This is a genomic window from Leptospira inadai serovar Lyme str. 10 (assembly GCF_000243675.2).
Classification (GTDB): Bacteria; Spirochaetota; Leptospiria; order Leptospirales; family Leptospiraceae; genus Leptospira_B; species Leptospira_B inadai.
The window spans coordinates 407,676-434,076 of sequence record NZ_AHMM02000015.1 but is presented as its reverse complement, the minus strand read 5'-3'; the positions used below and the strand labels follow the sequence as shown (position 1 = coordinate 434,076).

The following is a 26,401-nucleotide window of genomic DNA, read 5'->3' as shown; positions in this document are numbered from 1 at the left end:
CTGCATAGGCTTAAAGTTCGGACTCGCCGAGCTTGGAAGCCACCTCCATCTTAATTGTGAAACTGACTTTATACGTTTTGAGTCCGGGATTGATCCTATTGTCTTCGATCGTGATTTTTTTGAACATCTGGGAATTTTCCAAGGATCTTTGAATGATTCCAATTTCGGAATATTCATTTACCCTTCCTTGGATTGAAACGTGTCCATTGTCGTAGGTAAGGCTATGAAATTGAAAAGCCTGCAATCCGGGGTCGGGAAATTTCGTAGAAATCTCGTAAAACACGTCTAAGATGCTTGGTTTCGAAAGGTACTTCCGATAGAGTTCGGTTCGACCTTTCGCTTCATCTTTTAACTTTCTTGCATATTCCAGAGGATCGGCGTCCGCGGGAACGCTTGTGCCGATGCTGGATTTTATTTTTTCGGATAATATTCTATTGGCGGCGGTAAGTTTACGCTTATCGGAGACTATGCCTAGAAAAAAAACGCTCAAAAAAAGTGCTACGGAAACTCCTGCCAAGATTAAATGCGGGTAAAATGCGGATAAATCGAAGAGATTTTTGTTTAAACGTTTTACATAAGGCGTTTCTAAAAAATCCACTTTCAATCTTTTCGGAAGGGTAAGCTGATATGCCATTCCGTAACAGGTCGCATAAAGATCCGGGTTAACCGATAGAAAATCGTATCTACGAGTCTGGAGGGATAATCTTTCTCCTAAAAAAGCATCCAAATCTCGGATTTTACTCCCTTCTCCTGAAATATAGATCGCTTCCGGTCTTTCGGTTTCCCCGACAGACAGAAAGCTTCTTCGTGCCTCTTCCGCAACTCGATCGAAGAATTCCTGGACCACTGAAAATGCTTTTTTTACGTCCGCGATCTTCAATCGGTATTCTTTCGCAAATAAATTCAATCCGTCTTCCGGAGGGTGAAACGGCTCGAATTGCAGACTGGTCTTTAACGCGTCCGCTTTTTCGAAGTCGATCTTGAGCGCTTTGGCAATCTCTTCGGTAAGTGAATCGCCGCCAAGGGAAAGGAATCTCGTATGGACTATTTTCCCATCCTTGGTAATATTGAGCAAACTTGTTTGCCCGCCTATATCGATTTGCGCAATATTTGAAAACGGTATTTCTTTACCGATGTGCTTTGCGATCAAAGAGCCAAGGCAGACGGAATCCACAAAAATACCGCGAAAGACGGTCGAGCCTTCTCTAAACGGATCCGCTAACGTATCGAATTCCGCATGATGAGCAGTATAGGTAATGACGTCCGATTTTTCCTGATCGATTCGCCAGATCGAACCTAGTACTTCCACCGTTTCCATCGGAAACGGCACCCTGCTTTCAACCTCATACGGTATCACTTCCTTAACGGCTTTTTCGGTGGTAAGAGGAATCGAAATTTCTCGTATAAAAAGCTTATCCAACGATAATGCTAAGACTAAGGAAGATTCTCCGGGAAAATAAGTATTTAAAAACCTTTGTATATTGGTTTCATATTCCTTTTCTTCCATTCGCGAAAGGGGCATCGATTCCGCTTTTAATAGGGTTAGGTTCCCCATAACTCTTTGAAAGAGTGCTCCTTTAATGGAATGGGTACCATAATCGACGGTAAGGAATTTTTCGTAGAGGAACATCAATCCTCCCTGTAATAAAGCATCATATTGTTTGTTAGATCGAAAATTCCCGAAATTCTGCGAACAGCGATTTTACTCGAGGTTGCACCCTCCGATTGTTTCCCCGAATCCAAGGGAACTTCCCCTACTGCGGTGATCTTGAAGACCTCTCCCTTAGTTTTGATCCTTCCACCGGACACATCGGTTCCCTCTCCGGCCAATTCTTTATACAGAGTAATTCCTCCTACGGATGGAACCTGAAACTCGGGGAGATTTTCTATGTCTTTCGTGTCCTTGATATAGCCGCCTTTCTGAATCTTCAATTTTAGAATTTTCATGGCGGCCTGTCGGGTCATAAAATCGGATAGGGACATTAAAACGAAGTACGGTGCGGCATTCAAGTTGATTCTGTCATCGTAATTCCTCTGGAAAGGCACGAACGCGGTCATATTATTCGCGAGTACGAAGTCCGCTTCTCCTACTAAGACTTTTTCCTCTTCCGACATGAAATCCTTGGAATACTTTTCGTTATAGTCGGGGGGTTTCTGAGAACCGTAAACGATTCTAGGATCGAATCCTTTTACCGAAGTGAGTTCGGAAAGCGAATATAAATACGAGTTCTTTATTTTCCTCGGAGGGATCAGCTTCTGGTAATAGGGAGCTTCCGTGCTGCCTTGGGAATCGTCGTCGATCCAATCGATTAAGGGCGTTAATAGCTCCCTTTTCAAACCCAAGCGTTCTAAAAGCCGTTGTGCCATCTCCTGGTTTCGTAAGTTGACATCTTTCGTATCCGCATTATAAATGGAGTTCAGATTTATTTTTCCATCTTCTCCCTGAATTTTATAATAGATGAATCCTCCCCCGAGAGGAACCGGTGGCGGACTCAGACCGATTCCGGATTTATATAACTGCTCTTCCGGAATTTTTCGCAATGCTCCGAGTCCGCCTTGGAAACCCGCCTTGGCCAAGAGTAGCGCCCTAAAACCGGACATTTCCCCTTTCGATATTTTGTACTCGCTCAGACTGCGATCCGCAAAATCAAGCGTGGTCGTAACGGCTGCCATCCCGATTCCGGCAACAAGCAAAATAACGATGGCGCCCCTCCTCCTCGAAAAACGAAGGCCTTTGTATCTTAAACCGCAACTACGAAGATTCATTTGTATAAAATCCCCGGAAATGCAAGCGTCTCGAATCTCCTTTCCTCGGTTCCGATTTTTGCGATTAGTTCGATGCGAATAAGTCTGGGAATATTCTTTGCTTCTCGGGAGTCCCATTCTTCTTCCCATTTAGAGCCGGTACGGGAAAACTTAAATGCAAGACTTTTAACGCCGTTGAGCAGAGTGTATTCTTGACCTCCCGCAAACGGGAATTTATCCACGATCTGATCTTCACGTCTGATCAGAAGATATCCAGGCGCATCTTCATCCTTCTTTAGGAAATACTCCACTTCTCTTACTTCGGGTAACCCGGTCTCTTCCGAGTTGGGATGAGCGGCGGCGAATACGATAAAATAATCGTTACTGCTTTCTCTAGGATGCTTATTACCGTCCTCCGATTTGCGACCCCGCCTACTTACGAATACGAGTCGCTTTTCAGTGGCAAAGAAAAAAGTCATAGCGAGCGTGCTTCTAATATTTTCTAGAGCCGACATCGCTTGCTGCTTGTCGCCACCTTCTACGCTGGAGTTATCCCTGGAGACTCTTAACAAAGAAGTGTAAGTGCCGAAGATCATTACCAAAAGACCGCCGAGTAACATGGCAACGATCGATAATTCTAATAACGTGAATCCTCGACGAAATTGCCTCTTCTTCGCGAAGAAAAATCCCGGGAGTCTCAAATTCCTTGCCCGAGCCATTAGTTCATCGACGCCTTAAAAGTTTCGACAGTATACTTTTCCTTTTTAAGATCGCCCTGGCTGTTTCTTTCTCCAGTGGGATATTCGATGGTGACGTAGATATGGAAAACTTTGATTAAACCTCCGGTCGCCGAACCTTGATTGTTTCCGGTCCTTTGGCTTATCAGTTTGTTCATTTCGGAATTACTGCCGCCGAGTAGGTCTTCGGGTTTTTTTCCGCCCTTCCCGGACAACTTCAGCAGATCCAGATCTTCTTCGTTTACTATCGTGCTATAACGGAAACCTCGGTATCCCGGGATGTCTCCGGAAGAAACATCTTTCTGTAATATACTTGCCGAGTCTATTTGCGCCATTTTGATCTTGGCCAAATGAACCGCCTCGGTCTGCAGGGTCGCTAATCTTCTTAACCGAATTCCATCGCCGACCGTTCTTAATACGAAGGCGATCCAACCTGCCGAGATCAGTAGGGCTATCGTGATTTCTATTAAGGTAAAGCCCGCCCTTTTTCCCTTCCGCCGCTTGTTACGCTTTTTAGAACTGGCTGGTACCGTTATTTTCATTTTGTTTATACCAATCTAGTTCGTCTTGAGGAATTAAAGCCTCTCCATCTCTGATTTCGGATTTTCCGCCGTATCTCCTAACTATCAATGTCCTCTTGATTTCCGGGTCGGGTCCAAGATGTATATAAAAATCTTCGGCTATGGAAAGAGGGGAAAAAGGAATCCGAACCTTTCCCTTCACATAACGATATCCTCGCGCATCCATTATATCCACTATGGAGGAGGAGGACGGTAGATCCCTTTCCTGAAAGATCGGTTTTTCCTTCATCCCTTCTTCTCCTCTTTCAACTTCGATCACGACATATTTCTCTTCGTCTATGTTCAGCTCTAGGAAAATCGTTCTCTGATTCAGCTTCGCTCGACGATAACAAAAAGTGACCACATCGTGTAACAGTATGGCCTCTTCCTGGGCTCCGGGAGTAAACATTTTCGCAACGGAAGGAAGAACTAACATCATGATTGCGCCGATAATAAAAACTACGATCGCAATCTCGATTAGAGTAAAACCCGATCGGCTTGACCGCCTCCTTCCCCGCATCTAATTTACTTTTTCTTAAACTGAGCCGGATAATCTTCCTCTTTCAATATATTGAAATCGGCGTTCGCGCCTTCCCCGCCTTCCTGTTTATCCTTACCTAACGTGATGATTTGCATTTCGCCGTACTCGTCGAATTTGAGTTTATAGATTCCGCCCCAGGGATCTTTAATGATATCCTTATTGCTCGCCATCGGACGCCAATCTTCAGGAACGTCTCCGGTCGTAGGTTTTTCCACTAAAGCTTCTAGTCCCTGCTCTTCGCTGGGATAATTTCCGTATTTTTGAGCATAACGCTCTAAGTGCATTTGAATTTCGCGGCCTTCTTTCCGGAGTTCCATCGAGGCCGTATCATCCTTAATATCTCCAACGTTAATGCTGGAGATTATAATCGCCATGATCGCGCCCAAGATTGCTACTACGATAGCTAACTCTATCAATGTGAATCCCTTTCTGCGTTTGTTTCCCGTTTTCAAGTCGGTTCTCCTATTTATCTTAATTTTATTATATGCCCTTCAAGTTCTGGGTCAAGCTGAACATTGGAACTATAATCGAAGCCATAATAATACCGATCGCGAAACCCATAAATACGAGCATTAACGGCTCGATTGCCTGAGTCATCGCCTTCAAAGAGTTATCGACTTCCGAATCGTATATTTCCGCCAACTTATTCATCATTTCCGGAACTCTGTCGGAAACTTCTCCGGCAGACATCATTCCCAATACCATCTGAGGAAGAATTTCCGAGCTTAAAAATGAGGAGGACAGCTTTTCTCCTTCCCGGATTCTGGAGGCCGCATTTCGAATTTCTTCTCCGAAAATAGTATGGTCTACGATCTGCTCTACGATTTGGAGAGAAATTATTAACGGAACCCGATTGGTCAGAAGGATTCCTAAGTTTCTTGCGAAATTGGAAATTAATACTTTCTTAGAAAGACCGCTAATGATGGGGATTTTAAGAATAAACCTTTCCCATGCTAATTTTCCTTCGGGAGTACTCTTATAATATAAAAATCCCGAAATGATTATGATTAGCAAAGGAAAGAGTAGAAACCACCAATCCGTTACGATCCTGGAGCTCGCGATTACGATCTTTGTGATCAAGGGTAAGGGAGCATCGAATTGGACGAATAGTTGTTCGATTTGCGGGACGACCGTTGTTAAAAGAAAGATGACGACTGCGAATAACAGAACGAAAATGATAATCGGATACACCAGCGAGGTCGTAACTTTTGATTTTAACTCCTGGTTTTTTTCCTCCATTTCCGCCAATCGAATTAGAGCCGTTTCGTAATCTCCCGTGCGTTCTCCCACGGAAACCAGGGACGGATATTGGTTCGGAAAAATCTGCGGATGTTTTTTCATCGCGTCGGAAAGCGAGCTTCCTTCGGTAATATCCGCTTGCATCGCCACAACGACTTTCCGAAAGACTTCATGATCCGTTTGTTCAACGATATTGGCTAGGGACTTATCCAAAGGAATTCCGGCACCGACTAAGGTTCCTAATTGACGACAAAACATTCCGATGACTTTTCTCGGAACTCGATATAGTAGGTTCGCTAAAAAAGGAAAAAGTTCCCGATCTTTTCGTTCCGTATCTTCCGAAATGAGTCGAACATAAAGCCCTTTCGATTTCAATTTGGTTCTAGCGGATTGAATATTAGGAGCGTCTATAATTCCTTTTTCTTCCTTCCCTTTCCGGTTGAAGGCTATGTACGTGTATAGAGCCATGTAAATAAAATCAGGTTACCCGGAGAACTTCGTCCGGAGTTGTCACTCCATCCAAAACCTTACGAATTCCGTACTCTCGCATCGTAAAAAAGCCGTTCTGGATCGCTATGTCGTTTATCTTCGTGGTATCGAGTCCGGCTAAAATGGCGTCTTTAATCGTATTATTAATCACTAAAAATTCGTAGATGCCGGTTCGTCCCTTGAAACCGGTTCCCATACAGTTATGGCAACCTTCTCCTTTATGAAGGTGTCCGTTCTTTAGGGCTTTTCTTGCAATTCCGAGCGCTTCCAGTTCCACCGGCGTCGGCTTATAAGTCGTTTTACATTTTGGACAAATCGTACGAACGAGTCGCTGGGCTAGGAATCCAAGCACCGTCGAGGTGATTAGATACGGCTCGATTCCCATATCTACTAGACGCGTGGCAGCCGATGCGGCGTCGTTAGTGTGCAATGTTGAGAACACTAGGTGACCGGTTAAGGATGCTTGGATCGCGATTCTTGCCGTTTCCTCATCCCGGATTTCTCCCACCATGATGACATCGGGGTCTTGTCGTAGGATTGCTCTCAGACCCGTTGCGAAAGTCAGTCCGATCTTCTCCTGCATTTGCATTTGAGAAACTCCTTCGATCTGATATTCGACGGGGTCCTCGCAGGTAATAATATTTCTCTCTTCCGTATTTAATTCAGTTAATGCGGAATACAGGGTCGTGGATTTTCCGGATCCGGTCGGTCCGGTGACTAAGATGATTCCGTGGGGTTGGTATATAAGTTTCCGGAGTTCCTTTAATAAATCCGGATAAAATCCCATGGTTTCCAACGAATATTTTTGATCCGTCTTGTTTAAAAGACGCATTACGATCCGCTCTCCGAATTGACAAGGAATTGTAGAGACCCGAATATCCACGTCCTTTCCGGCCAACCTAAGTTTGATCCTTCCGTCCTGAGGGAGGCGGTTCTCCGCGATGTTCAAGTTGGACATGATCTTGATACGAGACGTTATCCCCGCGTGATAGGACTTCGGAGGAGTCAATACGTTATGCAAAATACCGTCGATTCGGTATCGCACTACTAAGCTTTTTTCATACGGTTCGATGTGAATGTCCGATGCCCTTTCGTTCACTGCTTGGGAAAGGATTACGTTGACCATCTTGATGATCGGTGCGTCATCGGATAAGTCGATCGTTTCGTTATCAAATCCCTCGGCTAGTTCGGAAAAGCTTCCCTCCATTTCGTTGAGGAGATCTTTTGCCGCCGCCGAAGTCGTATCGAATTGAGAATGAATGATTCTCATAATTTCCGGCTCGGGGGCGAGAATAAATTCCACTTTATAGTCCCTGAGACTAAAACGAACATCATCCATCGGATGTAGGTCGCTAGGATCCGAAATCGCCACTTTCACGGTTTTTTTGGAAACTTCGAAAGGAACTAATCGGCTTTTTTGGATTAGTTTAAGGGGAATTCTTTGATAGATTTCCTCCATACCCTTGAATTCCAATTTTTCTTGGAATTCCATTCTGTACAAGCGGGCCATCGCACGTAGTACGTCCACCTCTCCGGCAATCCCTTTCTTTTGAAGGATATGCCCTAACGGGAGATTGTTTTTTTTCTGGAGTTTAAGGGAATCCTCCAGGTCTTTCGAGGAGATGATTCCCTCTTCGACGAGTATATCGCCTAGAGTTTTCACGTTTCTATTCCCCTCTTTCTTTGATCGTAGTTTCCTTGTTTAGGATCCTTTCTCTTTCCAATTCGTATCGTTCTTGCTGGAGTTTTTTCTTGGACGTCATCTTATCAGCCAATTCGCGATTATCCAGAATATGCGGAGTAATAAAGACCATTAGATTCGTCTTTTTATTCGATTCGGTAGTTCTGCGGAAAATCCAACCAAGATACGGGATATCGCCCAAAAGTGGGATCTTAATGAGTCGTTTTTCCTTATCGCTAGAAATTAGACCCCCGATCACGATTGTTTGCTTATTTTCCAACGTAATCGTAGTTTTTACTTCTCTCCTATTGAACGTGGGGTTTCCGCCGGTCAGGGCTATCGAAGCGATATTTTTGATTTCCTGGAGCAAATCCAAAGTAATCTTATTATTCTTGTTAACATGGGGAGTAAACTTGAGTTTGATTCCGGTAGGCCGATACTCGTAGTTATCTACCGTCACCGCATTCGCTCCGCCCAAACCCGCATTACGACTTTGCGTACGAACAGGGACGTCTTGTCCGACGTTAATTTCCGCTTCCTGATTATCCAAAGTTAAGACTTGCGGTGCGGAAAGTACGTTGAAGTTTTCGTTACCTTGGTTCGCACTCAAAATACCCAAGATTTGCTGGGATCCCGCTTGTACGAATCCTAAAGAAAATCCGGAAAGAGTGTTTACGTTCGGGTTCATCCGTCCGCTGGAATTAATGATATTTCCTTCTTTCGCTAGGCCGGAGTTAAATTGGCTGTACGGACCCTGATTCAAATATCTCCAGTCGATCCCGAAATCGTTTTGGTCGGTGGAAGAAAGTTCGACGATCAGTACCTCTAACAGAACTTGTTTTCGGGAAGAATCCAAAATTCGGATAATTTTGCGAATCTCATTCCACTCCGCTTCGGTCGCAGTAACGATTACGGAGTTGGATTCTTTGTGAGAAACCGCTTTGATTTTTTCGACTTTGGCTGGAGGGGGCGCTGGCGCTCCAGGCTGTCCCGGAACAGGCGAAGGTTGATCTCCGACAACGGGGTTATCCAACTTAATCAGGGTGGCCGCTATTTTCTCCGCCTCGCTATGCTCTAAAGTATAGATGTGAATGTCTCCGGCTGATGAAACCGACCCCGGAGTGGTTTCTCCCGGTTTAGCATCCAATTCGCTAATAAGCACCATTAGCTTGTTGATATCCGCGGTGGAACCGGAGAGTACGATCGTATTCGTATTTCTATAAACGATGATATCCGTATTAGGCGAGGTTAACCTTTTTAAAATAGGCTCCAGCTCTTCAGGCTTTACGTTCTCTATCGGAATAATTTGGGTGATAATTCGATTATCGCTTGCTTCGGATTCGTTAATCGGTTCTTTCCCGACCCGGATAAAGGAAGATCTTGCCAACGCGTCTTTGAGCTTAACGATCGTTATTAAATCGGTCTCTTCGACGATTGCGAATCCCATCGATTCCAAAACGGCTTTCATAAAAGCGAACGCATTTTTGACCGGAATTTCCTTTTGGGAAATAATGGTGATTTTCTTTCCCTTTAAGCTTTCATCCAAAAGAATGTTTTTCTTGAGGATCGCGCTCATACCTTTTAGGAAATCGTTTAATTCGGTATCTCGCCAGTTCGCAAAGAAGGTCCTTTCTCTCGCGTCTTCGGTCGGCGGTGTCGAACGCTTGGTTCCTTTCTTGGTGGATTGGGAAAGGATCGTTTCGGTAGAAGTTAAAAACAGTAATAGAGTAATTGTAGCTGTTTTAAGGTACCTGATTTTAGGATCTAAACTTCGCATGCAACCTTCAATTTCGAATGATAAATTCATAGGAGAGAACTTTCCCGCCTCGTTCCACATCTACGGAAACTTTTTCGGCCGTTTTAATGGAGTTCCAGATTTCGAGCATCTTTTCGGTTTCATTCAAGGGCATACCATTTACTCTTCGAATTACGTCTCCGCTTCTCGCACCCAATGCGTAGAAAATATGGTCGTTGCCGATACTATAAATCTTGTAGCCGGTAATCGCATTATTCTCCATATAGGGTCCGAATCGGGCGTTTTTATAGATGCCGGTCGGATCTTTTAACTTTTTATTAACGTCTTGTCTGGATAGAATTTTGCGGATAGAGTCTCCAGCCGCAGTATTTTTGGAGCCGGCATCAGCCGTAGCCAGTCCCGCGCCCAATTTGGCTCTGGCTTCTCCGGGAGTCTGCCCGATTTCCACTTTTAGAGAGCCGCTTCCTTTTTCCAGTACTACATGGTTTAAATTGATCGCCTTGATTTTATAGCCGCCTACCGTTTCTCCGGTAGCGAACTCTTCGGCGGCCTGTTTCCCCTTCTCCAAGATCGTAACCCGAGCGAAACTCCAGTGACCGCTCAGAGTTCCGGTAACTCTCATTTCTTCGCCCTCTCCCGTATCCGGAGGGAGTCCCGATTCTGCACCGGCACCGGCTTCCCCCGGTAAGGGAGCAAGGCTTCCCCGAAATAAATTTCCGGTAACCATTTCTTCGTAAGAGGACATCGCAATATTGATCGGAGGAGGGGATCTGCGGATCGACGCGGACGAGGAGCCGGTCTGAATATCGGGTATTAGAAATAGCAAGAGTACTCCCCTAAATAAATACGCTAAGGAAAGGGAAAACAAAATAACGATCGGAATCAGGGCGTAAAAAGTATTCTTCCGTAATTCGATAAAAAACGCGTTCATCAGCACCCTTAGCCCTCCTCAGAACCGGCACCCGATATAGGAATCTCCTTCTGCTAAAAGGGGACCGGGGTCCGATGGGCAAAGATTTCTATGGGGTAGTTAGAGTCTCGCCACCTTCCCTGTTTCCAGGTTAGTGACAATTTTTAAAGTTTTCCTAAGTGCGATCTCCGGGTTGATCCTAGTACCGTTTAGAAACACTTCAAAATGAAGGTGAGAACCGGTGGCAGAACCGGTGCGACCTACTCCACCTATGACCGTTCCGGCTCTAACTTTGGTTCCCTGTTCGACGGTTATTTTCGCACAATGTGCATACATTGTTTTGTAACCGTTTCCGTGATCGACAATTACCGTATTCCCGTACCCCCCGTTTACTCCGGCAAAGGAAACGGTTCCTTCGGCGGACGCTAAGATGGGGGCTCCCTGGGGACCCGCTAAGTCGATTCCGGTGTGATATCCCCCGGTGCCGGTGTGGAAAGGGTCTTTTCGGCGACCGTACCGAGATGTAATTCTGGAATTTACGACGGGTGTTAAAAAGACTCTTCGGTGTTCGATTTTTTGTCGAGTTGCGTTCGCCACCTTTATAGGTACGCTTAAGCTTTGGCCAACTTTTAAGACGGAGCCTTTCTGAAGACTATTGGCTTCGGTGATGCGCGCAGCCGTCGTTTTGAGAGTCTTGGCGATTCTAAAGAGAGTATCCTTCGGTTTTACGATGTAATTCTTGATGATTATGCCGCTTTGGTGAACGATCTTAGAGGAAATGACGGGATTAATATTAATGAATGCCGGTAATTCTATATTCGATTTATCCTTATGATAGCTAACCGCCGAATATTTATCCGCTTCCCATTCATCCGGAGATTGTGAGAATAATTGCTTTATCTTTCGCTCTTCGCGATCGGTGAAGAAGGAAGAATCCTTGCTGGTATAATCGCTAATAGCCGAATCGTAATTTTTAAGGGGATCGGCCGATAGCGACGACGCGACTAACGCCGAAATTATCGGAAGGTAAAGAATCGTCCGGTTCACGTATTTAATATCGGTCTGGCGTACTTCGGTTCTTGAACCGGTCAGTCGGAGACGCTTATTTTTTCTTTTTATATTCCGTGAGCTCATTATCGATCAGTTTATCCAAGTCTTCAATCTTAATGGATTTTTTCTCGAAATCGTCGTTCACCTGGTAAGCCAAGAGCCTACCGATCGCATGTTCCCGCTTTTGATCGGCTGGGAAGCATTTGATTTTCACAAGTGAAGGGGTCGATTCTATGTATATCCGGACTAGCATTCCTTTCTTAAAGGTCTCAGTCGGGGACACTTTCGTATCCTTCTTGAGCGCATAGACCTTATCCAGGTAATACGCATTGATATCGGATAATTTATCCTGCTTAATCAGCCTGGAACCACAGTTTAAGAACAGTAGAGCCAGGAGAAACGCAGGTATTCGCACCATTTCAGGCAAAGGTTATTTGGGTACCGGAAGGGATAAACTAGTTTTTCGAAAAAAAGCGTTTAGAGGAACTTTTCTCGCACCTGTTTTCCGTATGGAAGATATCCGATTGATCCGATTAAAAGGGGCTTCTCTGGAAGGTTTGCAGGCATTTCCTGTTCAAGTCGAAGTCAATTTAAAACGCGGAATACCTCGCTTTACGATTACAGGATTAGCTGCCACCGCCATAAAAGAATCCGCCGATCGGATTAGAATTGCGATCGAAAATAGCGGCTTCGACTACCCTCTTTTAAACGTTCTAGTTCATTTAGGACCCGCAGGGAAAAAAAAGGAAGGAACCTATCTCGATCTACCGATTGCGGCCGGGCTTCTCACGCTTACGGGGCAATGCAATCAAACGGATCTATTGAAAGATCTACTGCTCTTAGGAGAATTAGGATTAGACGGAAGCCTTCGTCCAGTAAAGGGGATCCTACCGATTCTTCAGCAGACTGCAAAAGATAGCTGTCAGGGAGCCGTGGTTCCCTTTGAAAATCGCCAGGAAGCCGCCTTACAAAGTAAGTTTCCCATTTATTCGATTCGCCATTTGCGTGATTTGGAAGCCTTACTTTCAGGAAAATTACGTCCGGAAAAAAAAGAATCTTTGAAAATTAAGGAGGAATCCTTTCGCGAAAGAATCGAAGTATACCAAGACCAGCTACCCGGATTAAGAGCGATTCAAATAGCGGTAGCGGGTTGGCACCATTGTCTCTTATCGGGTCCCCCTGGCGCAGGAAAAAGCCTTCTCGCGAGACTCGCGTTTACTCTTCTACCCCCGATTCGGGAATCGGAAGCGCTCGATCTCCTGTCTCTTCGTTCTCTCCGTGAGTTGGTATTCGATTTGGAGGTGGCTCGTCCGTTTCGGAGTCCTCATCATACTACCTCGGATATTGCACTCGTTGGAGGTTCCCGAACTTTGAATATGGGAGAGGTTACTTTGGCGAGTCACGGAATTCTTTTCCTAGACGAATTGGCCGAATTTAGATCGGGAACTCTGCAAGCATTGCGAGAGCCGATGGAAGAAGGTCTTATTACCGTTTCACGAATTTCCGGTTCGATCACGTATCCCTGCCCTTTCCTACTCATCGGTGCGATGAATCCTTGTCCCTGCGGTTACTTCCAAGCCTTTGATCGGCCTTGTTTTTGTAGATCGCAAAAAGTGCAGGCCTATCAATCTTCCGTGACGGGACCGTTCCTGGATCGTATCGAAATATTTCTACATTTAAAGACTGGGAGCAAACCGAATCGAGAACGGGTAACGATCGACCTGGAACTTCTGCGCGCATCGGTCGCAAGAGCGGCAAGAATGCAGGAGGTCCGGTTATTTCAGAAAACCGGAAAATTATATAACGGCGCCCTGAGAGGCGAAGAAATTTTAGAGACGATCCACCTTTCGACAAAATGCAAAGAGCTGGTTTCAAGGGCGGTTCAAAAGCGAGGACTTAGTATTCGGAAAGCGCTTCAATTGAGAAAGCTAGGAAGGACAATTGCCGATTTGGAGGAAAGCGGAGAAGTGGAAGAGAGACATTTGGAGGAGGCCCTTGTTTTCCTAAATTCCGGATGGTTTCCGGAAAACAGGGCCGCTGCCTAAGTAGGTCCTTTCGACGTTTTTATTTGTGGTTACTTTGACAGGAAATGCGAGAGCTCCATTGCGATCTTATCGATCGCGAAGTCGATGTAACTTTCGTCTTCGATCTTCTTCTTGTAGTCCTCGAATTTCCGCTTCTTGATTGGAATTCCTCGTTTTCTCAGTATCACCGGGTCGGGACCGAATTGCTCGGTCTCGGCCAGGTTGCCGAGAATTTGGATGCTTTTCATAGTTACTTCCTTGTAACGATTTAAGGTCCTCATCCTTGAGAACCCGCAGACAATTCGAAAATCGACCCGAATTCAAGATCGCTTAACGAAGGTTTTCAAAATAGGTTACGATAAAAATTCAGTTCCCTTTTTTCGTTTAAAAAGGCCAAACAGAAAGAGACAAAACAACGTCTTAAGGAAACGTGCGTGGATAAATAAACTTCCGCCGCTAATTTCATCTTCGTTTCCTTTGTTTTATTGAAGGTTTCTAACGGATGTACGAATAAACGGCTATTCCAATGCTTGACTTCCGTAAAAAATATCAGGTTCTCGCGCAGGCTGATTATGTCGATTTCCCCGAATCGTAAACGGTAATTCCTTTCTAAAATCGTATGTCCGCTTAGAATTAGAAAGTTTACGACGGTGTCCTCTCCGAGTTTCCCTTTTTTCTGCTTTCCGTAAAGGTCGTCCATGCATTAGGATCGGTTTCAAAATCCTTGCTATCGGAGAGGGTTTTCCGCTCTGAAAATTTTTCGTTAATGCGCGTTAGTCGCTTCCTGTAAATCCAAAGCCTTTACTATGAATAGATGATTTTCTTTTACTAGATCGACTAAAATTAAATTTCGCACGAACGTACCGTATTCGTCTTTTACGATCCGAATACTCGGCCTAAGCGGCTTATCCGGGTTAGAGCTTAAAACGAGTCCGACTCTCTTATCGGAAAGCTCAACGCAGGATCCGACCGGATATAGAGAGACGTGATTTAGGAACGTGCGAACGATTTTCAGATCGAACTTACCGACATCCATGCTGATCATCGATTTTATCGCTTCGTGAGGTAAAATTCGTTTTCGATGCGGACGATTCGTAATCAACGCCGAAAAATTGTCCGCGATTGCATAGATACGAGCGGCCTCTTCGATGGCAGTCGCCGCCAATTTTTGCGGGTATCCTTTGCCGTCATATCTCTCATGATGCTGTAGAGCGACGACTGCGAGGTTGTTCTTCATTTTTATTCTTTGCGTTAGGATTTGGTATCCGATGATCGTATGTTTTAAAATGGATTTATATTCTTCGTCGTTTAGTTGATCCGTCTTTTCGGAAACGGTAGCCGGAACCTTGGTCATACCCACATCGGCAACTAAGCAAGAAATTGCCAAATCTACCATTTTGGGACGGGAGTAATCCAACAGTTTCCCGATGATCAAGGCATAAAACGTGGAATTCGTGATTTGGTTGTAAAGATAATAGCCAGGATTATTCATCCCGAGAATAAGATACGAAAGATTACTATGAAGGCGAACGAAATCCGATAGGCTCTCCGCCTGGTCCCGGATCGGGCCGAATTCAAAATTTTTATCTTCTGCCGCCTTTCGATAAACATCCTGGACGACGTTAAACGTGGATTTGTACAAACTGGAAAATTGGATTTTAATTCGATTTAAATTATCGTAGATTCCCTTTAACGGGAGTAAGTCCTCGTCCACGATCGTGCTAACGATGATATCCTCGATTTGAGTTTCTAGAAAATCGGGATCCGTAATTAACTGCAGGGGATCTCCGTGAGTCAAAACCTCAGTAATTCCAAAGCGCTTTAGTCGTTCTAAGTCCGAGTCCGTAATGGGTGTATTGGAAGTAATAAAGAGATTTTCTTTGTCCAGATAAACTGGTTTAGAAAACCGCATTCCCGGTTTAAGTTCCGCAACACTTACTTTTTTCATTTTTTCAATTCCTTATTACATTTCACTTGGCGCGTTTTCTCCTAACAAGTATGCGAAAACGGCTGCAACTGCTCGATATAAATTCTCCGGAATTTCCTCTCCTACGGGTAATGGGGATAAAGCTTCGGCCAATGGAGCGTTCGCTACGACTGGAATCTTATGATGCTCGGCAACTTGGCGAATTCGATCCGCTAAAAAACCTTCTCCGGTTGCTATGACTTTAGGAGCCGATTTTAGATTCGGGACGAACTTAAGAGCAATTCCTAATTTCACGCGTTCCATTCCCTCCTCTGATAGGAAGGTTTGTACGAAATTCTGACTTCTTGGAATTGTACACCGTATTCTTCCAGAAATTGCATGAATTTTTTCCGATTTTCTCCCATATGCAAGTACATTTTAAAGCTACTATAAGTGGCTTCTAGAATCAAGTCCGATGCGTCCTTCTTTTTCCATTGAAGGCGGTATAAACTCGGGTCCCCAGTTTTGTTTTCAATTCGCAAAATAAAAACTCTGCCCTGAGCATCATCATCCCCTAAATATCCTTCGGCATGCCCGTCTTTTGGAAGGTCCCAAGAAAAAACTAGAGTATCCGGTTTCCAATTTAGAAACGGAAAATACGTCTTCAGGAAGGCAAGAATTCCTTCCTGGGACTGCGGGCCATCCTCATGTTTCAGAAGTTTTTCCAGAGTTCCGAGTAACCCGGTTTTGGAGGGAGAGAAAACTTCGTTCGATTCCGACTTCTCCGTTATTCGTCTTTCTTGGATTCTCCATTTGGAACCTTGGCCGGTCAGGAAGCGTTCTAATTTTAACTCTTCTCCCTCGAGTAAGGGAGTTTCGGTGCGAACTTCGTGAGTCTCGCCCTCCCAGAATAGCTTTGCTTTTCCCTCTTTGCTTCCCTCCCTAACCCAAACTCTAAAAAAAGGAGCTGCCTTCGATTCGCCTTCAAACGTCTCGGGCGGTGAAATAAGATGTATAAATCCGACTGAATCTACACTTCGGACCGGTTCCGCGTCCGGATTTCTGACCTGCGGCACCTTCGGAACTTCTCTGGGATTGAATGGAACTGGCGGGATAGGACTCATTGGAATTTCTTCGTAAAGGAGCGCCGGTGAATTCGACAGAGACCTAGGGTTCTGATCGCTTCCTCATGTCCCGCACTACCGTAACCTTTATGCGATTCGAATCCGTAGCCGGGAAATTTACCGGCGATTCCTTTCATCCAACGATCCCGAGTTACTTTTGCGATGATGGAAGCGGCCGAGATGCTTACAATACGGGAATCCCCCTTCGTATAATAATGAGACTTAGACGAAATGGACTTTGATTCGGGATATTTTGAAAAGTTGTAATTTCCATCGATCAGAAGAGTCAACGAACCGCCTACTATCGCTATCGGCGTTCGAAGTGCCATTCTATAACACTTCCGAATCCCTTCAAGGACGGCTCTATTGATTCCGTTATTATCTATGAAGGTGTGGGATACGAAAGTATGACAGCATATACTTGCCATTTCCCGTATTTGGGAATAGAGTATCTCTCGTTTGGATTCGGAAAGTTTTTTGGAATCGTTCAATCCCGATAAGTTCTTACCGACCAGGATAGATTCTAGAATTTCAGGAGAAAATGCGACCAGCGCGAGCGATAAGGGACCCGCATAAGGTCCCCGACCCGCTTCATCAATCCCGCAGGGAATCCCGTGGGGGAAAAAACGGGATTCTTCCGGTTCGAAGTTTCCCGTGGGCAAAGGTTTTTATTCCGAAGCCGGAGCTCCGGACGTAGTTGCCGCTGCGTCGGCAGCTGCCTGACGTTTTTTATCTTCGGCTACTAACGTTTTTCCGCCTTTCAATTCGCGTATACGAGCCGATTTACCGGAACGTTCGCGCAGGAAGAAGAGTTTAGAACGACGGACCCGACCTTTGCGGATCAGCTCGATTTTAGCGATCCGAGGTGAATATAGCGGAAACACTCGTTCGACACCGACGTCATACGAAATACGTCGTACGGTGAAAGATTTTCCGTTACCGCCGTTCGAGATGGAAATCACGACTCCTTCATACACCTGAATACGCTCTTTTCCGGATTCTTGGATTTTATAATGTACTTTAACAGTATCCCCGACATTGAAATTCAGGGTGCGGTTAGCGTCAGTGGGCAATCCGCCCTTAAGAAGTTCTTTCATAGATTCCTCGTTTTATCGGGGTTGATTCTTTTTCTGTTAGTTTCGCGCCAAGATTCAATTGCAGCGTGATTTCCGCTAAGTAGAACCTCGGGAACTTTCCACCCGTTATATTCGGAAGGCTTCGTATATTGGGGATATTCTAGTACGTCCCGATCATTATGCGACTCGTCTTCCAGACTTTCTTGGTCGCCCATAAATCCCGGCAAAAGCCTGGACACTGCATCTACTATACAAAGGCTGGCCAAATCTCCGGCTGAGATTACATAATTTCCAAGGGACAGTTCTATGTCAACAAGATGTTCGGTAACTCGATGATCCACGCCTTCGTAGTAACCGGATATCAAAGTGATGGGGCCGTCTTTCCTTGCCAGCTGAACCGCAATTTCCTGGGTGAAGGGAATTCCGGAAGGAGTCGTCATGATCACCAATCCTTTTTCCTTTCCTAGAGATTCCAGAGCCAGATGCACCGGCTCGACTTTTAATAGCATTCCCGGTCCTCCGCCGTAGGGAGTATCGTCCACTTTAAGATGTTTATTATTGGAATAGTCGCGGAGATGTACGATTTCGATCGAAAAGACTCCGTTTCGAATCGCTTTTTCTTGAAGCCCTTCGGCAAAGTAAGATTGGATTTTCGAGGGAAAGAGAGTGATAAAGTTAAACTTCATCCCAAATCTCCGGATTCTTAAGAAAGATTTTCCCTTCGTTCAGAAGTATCTTTCCGACAAACTGATCGATAAAGGGGATTAGAATCTCCTTCTCTCCGTCTCGGAACAATAAAATCGGATGCGCGGGATTTTCCATGATATCCTCCAAAACCCAATTCAAATCCGCACCGGATTCCGCGATTCCGCGAAGACCCTGGAGTTCGAACAGATAATATTCATCTCCCCGGCTTGCTGGAAATACGGAACGATCCAGGAATACGCTAGCTCCGGTTAATTTTGTAGAGTCTTCCGGCGTATTATAATCCTGGAAACGAAGATGAATTCTACCGGAATGAATTTTCGTTTCCAGAACTATTAGAGAAAGATCCGGCTTACCGGGAAAACGAAGAATGACGGACAGAGGGTGTTTGAGAGTAGGAAGAGAGCTTTCTTGGGCGACAAGCCGGATGAGACCCTTTAGCCCAAAGGGTTTCCCTAACTTACCGACAAGGATTCGGTTCTCAGTCAATAATTTCCAGGGAGATATTCTTACCTGCTTTAATGGAAGCAGCGGTCAAAATTGCGCGTAGGGATTTTGCAATCCTGCCGTTTTTACCGATCACTTTCCCCACGTCTTTCGGAGAAACCCTCAGTTCTAAAACTGTTTGCTCCTCGCCTTCTATTTCCGTTACGGAAATCTCCTCCGGAAAATCTACCAGGGAAGTTACGATGTAGCGGACTAGTTCTTCCATTACTTCTTAGCGGCTTGTTTGTATTCCGCCCAGATTCCCTCATTCTTAATGAGGTTCAGCACGGTTCCCGTAGGTTGAGCACCCTTTTTTAGCCAATCCAAAACTTTCGTTTTGTCTAAAACGGTTTGTCCTTTGATTTCTGCCGGGTGATAATGCCCAAGAATATCAATGAATTTTCCGTCGCGCGGAGAGCGGCTGTCCGCTGCTACAACCCGGTAATGGGGGTTGTTTTTGGCTCCAGTTCTCTGTAATCTGATCTTAACCAAAATAAAAATCCTTCGTTGGATACGGTGGCAAACTGAAGCACAGTTCGCCTTAATAAGCCATTTTTTAGAACCGTTACCGACTGTCAAGGTTTTACGGCATTATGTACCTTGTTTCGCTTTGACTTAGCGGAAAGTCGATTTCTGATGGAAGTCGTTTTCCTTTTAAATGCCGGAAGCAAGCTTCTTTAGATTTTTTCCGTTATCGTTCGGATGTCCGGACTTAAATAATCCGGCTCCTACTACGCAAATATCCACTCCGGCCTTTGCCAGGTCTCGAATATTCGAGTCGTTAACGCCACCATCTACTTCCAATTCAATCCGGTATGGAGAAATCAAAGATTTCACTTTCTGAATCTTCTCGATTCCTCCCTCAACGAACTTCTGACCGTAGAAACCGGGTTCGACCGTCATGATCAGCACTAAATCAATGTAAGGTAGCAGGGTTTCTAAGGCAGAAACAGGAGTGCCCGGATTTAGAGAAACGCCTACTTTGGGACCGTTCTTCCTGATTTCTTGGGCCAAGCGAATCGGGAATCTTGTGGTCTCCGCATGAAATGTAATACAGTAAGGATTCAATTCATAATATTTAGGAACGTGATTTTCCGGTTTTTCAACCATTAGATGTACGTCTAAGGGGATCGAAGTCATATCCTTTACTTCTTTAGTGATCGCTTCTCCAAAGCTGATTTGGGGTACGAAATTTCCATCCATCACATCCATATGAATCAAATCGATGTTTTCTTGCAGGAAAGAAGGGATTTGGGAAGAAAGCGAAGTTAGCTGTGTCGCTAAGATGGAGGCGGAGATTTTCAAAATTCGTTCTCGTAGTCTTTGGATTTTACTTTCGAGCCGGATTGATCCAACAAGACCAGAGTGACATCCCCCGCCCGATAAAATACTGTCTGGATTTTTTCCCCTTCTTGATACGGGGTAGCCGCGGATAACTCGACTTGCTTCGATTCGTCTTTTTGGTCTTTCAGAATTAATTTATAATTTCCGCTATCTCGAATCTTATACTCGAAACTTTCATAGCCGCTTTCCACCCGATCTTCCGGCTCGAAATAAAATACTTTGAACCGATATTCGGAACCGATCTTTTGCGCCGATTCGATTTTTCCGCTTTCAGGGCGAAATTTCGTTTCGACTATATCGGCCTTGGAAGGAATTCCAGCCTGAGCCAATGTTCGTTGCGCAAACACAAAGGAGTCGCCGGGTTTAAAATCCAGGGTCTGGGACTCGCCCTCTTTCTTTTTCGCAGGAGCTTTCGTGACTAACAGAAAGACTTTCTCTCTTGCCGTTGTATTTTTTCCGGCTTCGGGAATTTGATCTACGACCGTGTCCGGAAGTTCACCTTCCTTGGGCTCCACATAAGTTACCCCACCCAGTTGAAGGGATACGTACGTTTCTCCCGATAGGACTTTTTCAAGAGCGTTCTTTGCCGAAGCCAATGTTTGTCCTTTCAATTCGGGCATAATGAGTCGATCCAACCCGATATTCACCGTTAAGGAAACTTTTGATCCGGCCTCTATTTCTCGCCCCGGACGGATGGATTGATAAATGATGATTCCATCCGTCTTATCCGGATATCGTTTGGATTCGAGTCGAATCTTCAACTGAAGGCGACTCAGTTCATTATGCACTTCATTATAGGACTTCCCGACGACATCGGGCATGACAACCAAAGTAGAACTTTTGGTTCGAACAAAAACGACGAGAAAAGCCGCGATAAAAAAAACGACCAAACCGAATGCGATAAAAAATAGATAACCTCCGATCGGGAGGTATTTGGAACGGAGTTCTTCCTGAGTCACTGGAACCGATCCTCTTCTGTGATGCGGAAGCCGTTCAGGAAATCCGCCGCACTCATGCGGTTCTTATTCTCCGGTTGAAGAGAGATGATTTCCAAGAATCGACCATCTCCACACTGAAAAAGAAGGCCTTTTCTGTCCATTCGTTTCAATCTCCCCGGTATAATAGGCGATTCTACGATATCGGTCCAAACGGTTTTTCGCAGAACGAGTCGTTTGTCTCGAAAATTGCAAACCGCTCCAGGATCGGGAGCCAGGGCGCGAATCCGATTATGAACGTCGATAGCAGGAAGAGTAAACTCTAGGATTCGATCCTCCGATTTCAGTTTCGTACAATAGGTCGCTTGGGAATGATCTTGGGCGATCGCCGGAAAGCGTTCCGATCTATTTCCCTGGATTAGGGGCTTTATACATTCGGTTCCCGCTTGGGTAATCCGGTCCATCAGAGTTCCCGTATCATCTTCCATAGAAATCGTAATTTCTTTGGCCTGGATGATATCTCCTTCGTCCATTCCCTCGCCTATATATTGAATACTGATACCGGTCTTCGAGTATCCTTTCCAAAGAGCGGTTTGCACAGGCGACGCGCCACGCAATTCGGGTAGAAGGGATCCGTGTAAGTTAATCGATCCGAATTTGGGAAATTGAAATACTTCTTTCGGTAGGATGGATCCATACGCGAAGACTAGGTATAACTCGACCGGAAACCGGGAGAATTCTCGGACAGCCTTCTCCTTTTCCTTTTTAATGGATTCGAATTGAAATACGGGTAATCCTGCACGTTGTGCGACTTCTTTGACCGGACTCGGGCTCGGGGTTTTACTCCGACCTTTGGGACGATCGGGATTTGTTACGACAAACAGAATTTCGATATCCTGCTCTTCCAAGAGTGAAGAAAGAAGTTTAGCGGAATGTTCCGGTGTGCCGAAAAAAGCGATTTTCATCAGACGAGGTCCACTGGATCAAAATCCAATTCCAAGTAAACGTTTTTAGGAATTTTTATCGTTCTTACCTCCTCTCGCAGGACGTCTCTCCATTTACTCGGAGTGGTCGTTTTGATGAGTAAATGATTCCGAAAGTTTTTATCTATCTTATAAAATGGACAAGGTGCAGGGCCGAGGAGGACCGTCTGGGGATCCGGAAGATGTCGTTTAATAATCCTAGAAGCCGCTTCGATCGCTTTTAGAGATGCTTGTTCATCGGGCGATCTGGAGAGGATTCGGACAAGTCTCGAATACGGAGGATAGAATAGTTCTTTTCGAATCGGAAGTTCGGAATCGTAAAATTTTACGTAGTTCTGGTCGATGGCCATGCGAATGATCGGATGGTCCGGTGTAAGAGTCTCTATAATGACTTCTCCGAGTAAATCGGCTCTTCCCGCTCGTCCTGCTACCTGAGTTAACAGGGAAAAAACTCGCTCTCCTGCCCTGAAATCGGGCAGACCTAATCCGATCCCTGCGTTTAAAACTCCTACCAAAGTAACTCTTCCCGCATCCAACCCTTTCGAGATCATTTGAGTTCCGGTTAGTATATCGATTTCCCCATGAACGAGTCTGCCTATCACTTCCGTCAGCAGGGACCGATCCTGGATCGAATCTTGATCCAGGCGTTCGATCTTGGAACCTGGAAAGGTTTCCAAAAGATGTTCTTCCAATTTTTGGGTACCGGTTCCTAGTAATACTAATTTTTCTCCTCTGGTCGCTTCCAGGTGCGTCAACGAGTCCGTATATCCGCAAAGATGACAAATGACGGATCCTTTTTTATGAAAGCATAGATGCGATGTACAGTTGGGGCAAGGAACGTAGGACTTTTCATTTTCGGAATATAATAAGGGGCTATAGCCTCTTCTGTTTAGCAGTAGAATTACTTGTTCCTTTTTGTCCAAGCGCTGCTTTATCGCAAAGCCGAGTTCCGAAGTTATGAGTCGGGAGTCTTTCCGATTTTCCACGACCCTCACGAGAGGCGGTTTGGCATTCCCCGGGCGTTTACTAAGAATTTGTAAGCCGATTTTACCGGTGATCGCTAAGTGGTAGACTTCCAGTGCGGGAGTTGCAGAGCCCAAAACTAAAACCGCCTTGTTCTCCCTACATCTTTGAAGAGCGACCTGACGAGCATGATACCTGGGAGAGGAATGCTCTTTAAAAGAGCCGTCGTGCTCCTCGTCTATAACGATCAGGCCGAGTTTTTGAACCGGGGCGAAGACTGCCGATCGAGTTCCTACCGCGATCCTTTTCTTTCCCTGCAATAAATCCGTGTACGCCTTAAAGCGTTCCGACACTTTCAATGCGGAATGCAATAGTGCGATTTGTCCGGGAAATACGGCTTCCAGTTTTCGGATAATATGATACGTTAATCCGATCTCGGGAACGAGAAGTAAGACGCCTCTATCGCTTTTCTTTAATAAATCCCCGATTAAATGTAAGTAGATTTCGGTTTTTCCACTTCCGGTAATTCCGAAAAGTAGATGAACCGCATCTTTACCGAAATCGCTTTTAATATTCTCGTATGCCTGTTGCTGCTCGTCGTTTAACGGTAACGGAAGAGATTCCGTTTCTTCCCGATCGAAGGTAACTTTAGAATGCCTCCTTCCCTTGGGAATCATCTTATGTATGCATTCGCCCAAAGAGGAAAGATACTGTTCCTTCATCCAGAAGGCGAGTTTAATCTGCTCGTCGTTTATGACCGGAATCTTATCGATAATTTTTTCAATCCGAAGAACCTTATAGTTAGGCTCGTTGGAATGGACCGATATGACGATCCCCTCTTCTTTGCGGCCTCTCAATTGCGCTCTTACTCGCACTCCGATAGGCGTTTCCGGGGGAACTTCGTAAGTGAAGGTGTCTTCTTGAATGGGAAGGTCAAAAGCGATTTCGGCGTAACGAATCAAATCCGATCTTTAACCTCTTGGTGAAATAGATTTAATTGGGAAAGAACGCTTTCCTTCACTTCGATTTCCTTTTTCTTCGCTTCCCTGAACTCCGCGCTATCCGACGAAGCTACTTTTCTTTTTTGTTCCGAGGCGAGAATTGCTTCAGGAGAACGTAATATAACCATGGGAACTCCAGGTTCGAATTCCACCCTCTTTCCTAGAAGTCTAGCCGCCTCTTCTTTTCCGAATGCCAACGTCGCCGCTGCGCCGAGCAATATAATACCTTTGATTCCTTCTTTTTGAATAGTTTCCTTTACGTGAACTTGGCAATTTTCGACTCTTCGTTTCCAGTCGAGTTCGCTCGACCGATCCTGAGAAAATAGGCAAGCCGGATATTCCTGATAATAAAATTCCCGCATTGAAAATCCGAATTCCTTTTGGATCATCCGATCGAATAAATTTTCGGCTTCAGACGTTCTGAAAATTCTTTGAGGTGAAGTCTTAGCATAGGAAGGTTTATTCGGCTGAAATTCGCCGGTGTAATGAAGAACCAAGATTTTCTTTCTTCCTCGAACGATAAAATGGCGAACTGCGCTTAAGCGCTCCGGACAAAGTTTGCAGGAAAAATTCCTATCCTGCTCTTTCGGAGGTATTCTAACTTGAACCCCGCGGGTTTCAGTTGCGATTCCTGATTGGGCTGATGCGGACCCAAAACTCCAATTTTCTTTCCAGACCATTTCCATTGTTTGAGGATCGGGTTCTCCCTGCTTTCGAAAAATCGGAAAATCCTCCTTCTTGATTAGAAATCTAAGATCTTGTAGGATGCCCTTCAATTCTTGAAGAGGAGTCGGTGTGTTAGTCATGGATATCCTCCGCTTGGATCCCGAGTGATTTCATTTTGCGGTAAAGATGCGACCGTTCAATACCGAGAGCCTTGGACGTTTTCGAGACATTCCCTTCGTTCATTTGCAAAGTTTTAATTATATATTGCTTTTCAAATTCCTCCTTAGCCCTCTTAAAATCCCCTTTTTCGACTAAATCGTTCGCCTTGAGAAAACCGGTCAGCGAATCTTTGACATCTTGGGATCGAATCGTATCCCCTACCGTCATAATGCAGAGACGTTCGATGACGTTTTTCAATTCTCTGATGTTACCCGGCCAGAAATGATTCTCAAGAATTGAAATTGCCTCATTCTCGATTTTTTTAGGCGGTAAATGATTCTCCGCTAAGATGAGTGCGACGTAATGATCGACTAATAACGGGATATCGGATTTGCGATCTCGCAACGGAGGGATCATGATCGGAATTACGTTCAATCGATAGTACAGATCCTCGCGAAATTTGCCTTCCTTGATCGCTTCTTCAACCGGTATATTCGTCGCGGCAATAATCCGAACATCCACCGAAATCGTCTCCGTACTTCCCAGTTTTTCGAATCGCTGTTCTTGCAGAATTCTGAGCACTTTTGCCTGGGTAGATAAGGACATATCGCAGATTTCGTCTAAGAATAAAGTTCCTCCGTTTGCGGCTTCGAATTTCCCTATTCTCGATTCGGTGGCACCGGTAAAAGCTCCTTTCACATACCCGAATAATTCGGATTCGATTAGTTCTTCCGGAATCGCCGCGCAGTTGACTTCGACATATGCCTGGTCTCTTCGTTTCGAATTTTTGAATATAGTTCTCGCCACCAGTTCTTTGCCTGTTCCGTTTTCTCCGTAGATGAAAACGCGAGCATTCGTGGCCGCAGCCTGCGCGATTGCAAATTTAACCTTTTGTATGGTTGTCGAACTTCCTAAAATTTCATCGTATTCCAGTTTTACTTCCGGACTTTCAACTCTTCCTTGGCCGATTACTGCCCCCTCTACGGCTTCCAATACCTTATTTATCGACAACGGTTTTTCAAGGAAATCGACAGCCCCTTTCTTTGTCGCTTGAACGGCTAGTTCGATCGTTCCATGACCGGAAATCATTAGAACGGGCAATGTAGGATAAATTTTCTTGCATTCGTCCAAAAGTGTAAGCCCGTCTTCTTTTCCTAACCAAACGTCTAAAAGTACGAGACTAGGTCGTTCGGATTTAAGTTGTTTCAAAAAAGATCTGCCGTTCGCGAAATGCTCAACTTCGTAATGCTCATCCTCCAAGATATCCTTGAGGGATTTTCGGATTTCGAGTTCGTCGTCTACGATGAAAATTTTCATTATG

At 45.0% G+C, this 26,401-nt stretch carries 30 protein-coding genes; 1 reads left to right on the top strand and 29 read right to left on the bottom strand.

The annotated features are described in order from the left end of the window. Positions 1-10 precede the first annotated feature (10 nt). From pilM to LEP1GSC047_RS05715, 12 genes are all read right to left on the bottom strand, one after another. Positions 11-1,630, bottom strand: a complete 1,620-nt coding sequence (gene pilM / locus LEP1GSC047_RS05770; protein ID WP_020988324.1) for a pilus assembly protein PilM — start codon at positions 1,628-1,630, stop codon at positions 11-13. After that, positions 1,630-2,766 carry a type II secretion system minor pseudopilin gene (locus LEP1GSC047_RS05765; RefSeq protein ID WP_010419351.1) on the bottom strand — a complete coding sequence of 379 codons (1,137 nt, stop codon included), beginning with the start codon at positions 2,764-2,766 and terminating at the stop codon, positions 1,630-1,632. The genes pilM and LEP1GSC047_RS05765 overlap by 1 nt, the downstream gene beginning before the upstream one ends. After that, complete coding sequence (locus LEP1GSC047_RS05760; protein WP_010419353.1) at positions 2,763-3,464, bottom strand: type II secretion system protein GspJ; 702 nt, start codon at positions 3,462-3,464, stop codon at positions 2,763-2,765. Before LEP1GSC047_RS05760 ends, LEP1GSC047_RS05765 begins: the two co-directional genes overlap by 4 nt. Then, a complete protein-coding gene (locus LEP1GSC047_RS05755) occupies positions 3,464-4,024 on the bottom strand; it encodes a type IV pilus modification PilV family protein (RefSeq protein ID WP_010419355.1) in 561 nt (186 codons plus the stop codon). The genes LEP1GSC047_RS05760 and LEP1GSC047_RS05755 overlap by 1 nt, the downstream gene beginning before the upstream one ends. Further along, entirely contained in the window at positions 3,996-4,562 is a 567-nt protein-coding gene (locus LEP1GSC047_RS05750) for a type II secretion system protein (protein ID WP_010419357.1), read from the bottom strand. The genes LEP1GSC047_RS05755 and LEP1GSC047_RS05750 overlap by 29 nt, the downstream gene beginning before the upstream one ends. Before the next feature lie 5 nt (positions 4,563-4,567). Beyond that, positions 4,568-5,035, bottom strand: a complete 468-nt coding sequence (locus tag LEP1GSC047_RS05745; protein ID WP_010419359.1) for a type II secretion system protein GspG — start codon at positions 5,033-5,035, stop codon at positions 4,568-4,570. Positions 5,036-5,063: 28 nt separating this feature from the next. Further along, complete coding sequence (locus LEP1GSC047_RS05740; protein WP_010419361.1) at positions 5,064-6,290, bottom strand: type II secretion system F family protein; 1,227 nt, start codon at positions 6,288-6,290, stop codon at positions 5,064-5,066. Positions 6,291-6,300: 10 nt separating this feature from the next. Then, positions 6,301-7,974, bottom strand: coding sequence for a type II secretion system ATPase GspE (gene gspE / locus LEP1GSC047_RS05735; protein WP_010419363.1), 1,674 nt, complete (start codon positions 7,972-7,974; stop codon positions 6,301-6,303). 4 nt (positions 7,975-7,978) lie between these two features. Continuing rightward, entirely contained in the window at positions 7,979-9,769 is a 1,791-nt protein-coding gene (gene gspD, locus LEP1GSC047_RS05730; RefSeq protein ID WP_020988490.1) for a type II secretion system secretin GspD, read from the bottom strand. A 7-nt stretch (positions 9,770-9,776) separates the two neighbouring features. Next, positions 9,777-10,679, bottom strand: a complete 903-nt coding sequence (locus LEP1GSC047_RS05725) for a general secretion pathway protein GspC (RefSeq protein WP_010419366.1) — start codon at positions 10,677-10,679, stop codon at positions 9,777-9,779. 99 nt (positions 10,680-10,778) lie between these two features. Continuing rightward, complete coding sequence (locus tag LEP1GSC047_RS05720; protein WP_010419367.1) at positions 10,779-11,792, bottom strand: M23 family metallopeptidase; 1,014 nt, start codon at positions 11,790-11,792, stop codon at positions 10,779-10,781. Beyond that, a complete protein-coding gene (locus tag LEP1GSC047_RS05715; protein WP_010419369.1) occupies positions 11,761-12,126 on the bottom strand; it encodes a type II secretion system-associated lipoprotein in 366 nt (121 codons plus the stop codon). The genes LEP1GSC047_RS05720 and LEP1GSC047_RS05715 overlap by 32 nt, the downstream gene beginning before the upstream one ends. Positions 12,127-12,217: 91 nt before the next feature. Between LEP1GSC047_RS05715 and LEP1GSC047_RS05710 the strand changes: the two genes are divergently transcribed. Then, on the top strand, positions 12,218-13,753 hold the full coding sequence (locus LEP1GSC047_RS05710) for a YifB family Mg chelatase-like AAA ATPase (RefSeq protein WP_039934324.1): 1,536 nt from the start codon (positions 12,218-12,220) through the stop codon (positions 13,751-13,753). 29 nt (positions 13,754-13,782) lie between these two features. Here LEP1GSC047_RS05710 and LEP1GSC047_RS05705 read toward each other — a convergent pair whose 3' ends face one another. The 17 genes from LEP1GSC047_RS05705 to LEP1GSC047_RS05625 form a co-directional block, all read right to left on the bottom strand. Further along, positions 13,783-13,980 (bottom strand): hypothetical protein, encoded by a 198-nt coding sequence (locus LEP1GSC047_RS05705; protein ID WP_010419372.1) that lies wholly within the window; start codon positions 13,978-13,980, stop codon positions 13,783-13,785. Between the two features lie 95 nt (positions 13,981-14,075). Next, positions 14,076-14,432 carry a YraN family protein gene (locus tag LEP1GSC047_RS05700; RefSeq protein ID WP_010419374.1) on the bottom strand — a complete coding sequence of 119 codons (357 nt, stop codon included), beginning with the start codon at positions 14,430-14,432 and terminating at the stop codon, positions 14,076-14,078. 63 nt (positions 14,433-14,495) lie between these two features. After that, complete coding sequence (locus LEP1GSC047_RS05695) at positions 14,496-15,680, bottom strand: cyclic di-GMP phosphodiesterase (RefSeq protein ID WP_010419375.1); 1,185 nt, start codon at positions 15,678-15,680, stop codon at positions 14,496-14,498. Positions 15,681-15,695: 15 nt separating this feature from the next. After that, positions 15,696-15,962: an EscU/YscU/HrcU family type III secretion system export apparatus switch protein gene (locus LEP1GSC047_RS05690; RefSeq protein ID WP_010419377.1), complete on the bottom strand. Its 267-nt coding sequence runs from the start codon at positions 15,960-15,962 to the stop codon at positions 15,696-15,698. Further along, on the bottom strand, positions 15,950-16,762 hold the full coding sequence (locus LEP1GSC047_RS05685; protein WP_010419379.1) for a hypothetical protein: 813 nt from the start codon (positions 16,760-16,762) through the stop codon (positions 15,950-15,952). Before LEP1GSC047_RS05685 ends, LEP1GSC047_RS05690 begins: the two co-directional genes overlap by 13 nt. Beyond that, on the bottom strand, positions 16,759-17,424 hold the full coding sequence (locus tag LEP1GSC047_RS05680) for a ribonuclease HII (RefSeq protein WP_010419381.1): 666 nt from the start codon (positions 17,422-17,424) through the stop codon (positions 16,759-16,761). Before LEP1GSC047_RS05680 ends, LEP1GSC047_RS05685 begins: the two co-directional genes overlap by 4 nt. Positions 17,425-17,430: 6 nt before the next feature. Continuing rightward, positions 17,431-17,859 (bottom strand): 50S ribosomal protein L19, encoded by a 429-nt coding sequence (gene rplS, locus LEP1GSC047_RS05675; RefSeq protein WP_010419383.1) that lies wholly within the window; start codon positions 17,857-17,859, stop codon positions 17,431-17,433. Next, positions 17,856-18,524, bottom strand: coding sequence for a tRNA (guanosine(37)-N1)-methyltransferase TrmD (trmD, locus tag LEP1GSC047_RS05670; protein ID WP_010419386.1), 669 nt, complete (start codon positions 18,522-18,524; stop codon positions 17,856-17,858). Before trmD ends, rplS begins: the two co-directional genes overlap by 4 nt. Beyond that, positions 18,514-19,032: a ribosome maturation factor RimM gene (gene rimM, locus LEP1GSC047_RS05665; protein WP_010419388.1), complete on the bottom strand. Its 519-nt coding sequence runs from the start codon at positions 19,030-19,032 to the stop codon at positions 18,514-18,516. Before rimM ends, trmD begins: the two co-directional genes overlap by 11 nt. Continuing rightward, on the bottom strand, positions 19,025-19,255 hold the full coding sequence (locus tag LEP1GSC047_RS05660; protein ID WP_010419390.1) for a KH domain-containing protein: 231 nt from the start codon (positions 19,253-19,255) through the stop codon (positions 19,025-19,027). The genes rimM and LEP1GSC047_RS05660 overlap by 8 nt, the downstream gene beginning before the upstream one ends. Further along, on the bottom strand, positions 19,255-19,521 hold the full coding sequence (gene rpsP / locus LEP1GSC047_RS05655; protein WP_010569700.1) for a 30S ribosomal protein S16: 267 nt from the start codon (positions 19,519-19,521) through the stop codon (positions 19,255-19,257). The genes LEP1GSC047_RS05660 and rpsP overlap by 1 nt, the downstream gene beginning before the upstream one ends. 162 nt (positions 19,522-19,683) lie before the next feature. After that, positions 19,684-20,334, bottom strand: a complete 651-nt coding sequence (gene rpe / locus LEP1GSC047_RS05650) for a ribulose-phosphate 3-epimerase (protein WP_010419394.1) — start codon at positions 20,332-20,334, stop codon at positions 19,684-19,686. After that, on the bottom strand, positions 20,331-21,332 hold the full coding sequence (locus LEP1GSC047_RS05645; RefSeq protein WP_010419395.1) for a PASTA domain-containing protein: 1,002 nt from the start codon (positions 21,330-21,332) through the stop codon (positions 20,331-20,333). Before LEP1GSC047_RS05645 ends, rpe begins: the two co-directional genes overlap by 4 nt. Then, a complete protein-coding gene (gene fmt, locus LEP1GSC047_RS05640; RefSeq protein WP_010419397.1) occupies positions 21,329-22,273 on the bottom strand; it encodes a methionyl-tRNA formyltransferase in 945 nt (314 codons plus the stop codon). Before fmt ends, LEP1GSC047_RS05645 begins: the two co-directional genes overlap by 4 nt. After that, positions 22,273-24,216, bottom strand: coding sequence for a replication restart helicase PriA (gene priA, locus LEP1GSC047_RS05635; RefSeq protein WP_010419399.1), 1,944 nt, complete (start codon positions 24,214-24,216; stop codon positions 22,273-22,275). Before priA ends, fmt begins: the two co-directional genes overlap by 1 nt. After that, positions 24,213-25,061, bottom strand: coding sequence for a hypothetical protein (locus LEP1GSC047_RS05630; RefSeq protein ID WP_010419401.1), 849 nt, complete (start codon positions 25,059-25,061; stop codon positions 24,213-24,215). The genes priA and LEP1GSC047_RS05630 overlap by 4 nt, the downstream gene beginning before the upstream one ends. Continuing rightward, entirely contained in the window at positions 25,054-26,397 is a 1,344-nt protein-coding gene (locus LEP1GSC047_RS05625; protein WP_010419402.1) for a sigma-54-dependent transcriptional regulator, read from the bottom strand. Before LEP1GSC047_RS05625 ends, LEP1GSC047_RS05630 begins: the two co-directional genes overlap by 8 nt. Positions 26,398-26,401 lie beyond the last annotated feature (4 nt).

Coding starts and splice junctions, on each gene's coding strand:
- pilM (WP_020988324.1), bottom strand. CDS start 1,630: ATGTTCCTCTACGAAAAATTCCTTACCGTCGATTATGGTACCCATTCC.
- LEP1GSC047_RS05765 (WP_010419351.1), bottom strand. CDS start 2,766: ATGAATCTTCGTAGTTGCGGTTTAAGATACAAAGGCCTTCGTTTTTCG.
- LEP1GSC047_RS05760 (WP_010419353.1), bottom strand. CDS start 3,464: ATGGCTCGGGCAAGGAATTTGAGACTCCCGGGATTTTTCTTCGCGAAG.
- LEP1GSC047_RS05755 (WP_010419355.1), bottom strand. CDS start 4,024: ATGAAAATAACGGTACCAGCCAGTTCTAAAAAGCGTAACAAGCGGCGG.
- LEP1GSC047_RS05750 (WP_010419357.1), bottom strand. CDS start 4,562: ATGCGGGGAAGGAGGCGGTCAAGCCGATCGGGTTTTACTCTAATCGAG.
- LEP1GSC047_RS05740 (WP_010419361.1), bottom strand. CDS start 6,290: ATGGCTCTATACACGTACATAGCCTTCAACCGGAAAGGGAAGGAAGAA.
- gspD (WP_020988490.1), bottom strand. CDS start 9,769: ATGCGAAGTTTAGATCCTAAAATCAGGTACCTTAAAACAGCTACAATT.
- LEP1GSC047_RS05725 (WP_010419366.1), bottom strand. CDS start 10,679: ATGAACGCGTTTTTTATCGAATTACGGAAGAATACTTTTTACGCCCTG.
- LEP1GSC047_RS05720 (WP_010419367.1), bottom strand. CDS start 11,792: ATGAGCTCACGGAATATAAAAAGAAAAAATAAGCGTCTCCGACTGACC.
- LEP1GSC047_RS05715 (WP_010419369.1), bottom strand. CDS start 12,126: ATGGTGCGAATACCTGCGTTTCTCCTGGCTCTACTGTTCTTAAACTGT.
- LEP1GSC047_RS05710 (WP_039934324.1), top strand. CDS start 12,218: ATGGAAGATATCCGATTGATCCGATTAAAAGGGGCTTCTCTGGAAGGT.
- LEP1GSC047_RS05705 (WP_010419372.1), bottom strand. CDS start 13,980: ATGAAAAGCATCCAAATTCTCGGCAACCTGGCCGAGACCGAGCAATTC.
- LEP1GSC047_RS05700 (WP_010419374.1), bottom strand. CDS start 14,432: ATGGACGACCTTTACGGAAAGCAGAAAAAAGGGAAACTCGGAGAGGAC.
- LEP1GSC047_RS05695 (WP_010419375.1), bottom strand. CDS start 15,680: ATGAAAAAAGTAAGTGTTGCGGAACTTAAACCGGGAATGCGGTTTTCT.
- LEP1GSC047_RS05690 (WP_010419377.1), bottom strand. CDS start 15,962: ATGGAACGCGTGAAATTAGGAATTGCTCTTAAGTTCGTCCCGAATCTA.
- LEP1GSC047_RS05685 (WP_010419379.1), bottom strand. CDS start 16,762: ATGAGTCCTATCCCGCCAGTTCCATTCAATCCCAGAGAAGTTCCGAAG.
- rplS (WP_010419383.1), bottom strand. CDS start 17,859: ATGAAAGAACTTCTTAAGGGCGGATTGCCCACTGACGCTAACCGCACC.
- trmD (WP_010419386.1), bottom strand. CDS start 18,524: ATGAAGTTTAACTTTATCACTCTCTTTCCCTCGAAAATCCAATCTTAC.
- LEP1GSC047_RS05660 (WP_010419390.1), bottom strand. CDS start 19,255: ATGGAAGAACTAGTCCGCTACATCGTAACTTCCCTGGTAGATTTTCCG.
- fmt (WP_010419397.1), bottom strand. CDS start 22,273: ATGAAAATCGCTTTTTTCGGCACACCGGAACATTCCGCTAAACTTCTT.
- LEP1GSC047_RS05630 (WP_010419401.1), bottom strand. CDS start 25,061: ATGACTAACACACCGACTCCTCTTCAAGAATTGAAGGGCATCCTACAA.
- LEP1GSC047_RS05625 (WP_010419402.1), bottom strand. CDS start 26,397: ATGAAAATTTTCATCGTAGACGACGAACTCGAAATCCGAAAATCCCTC.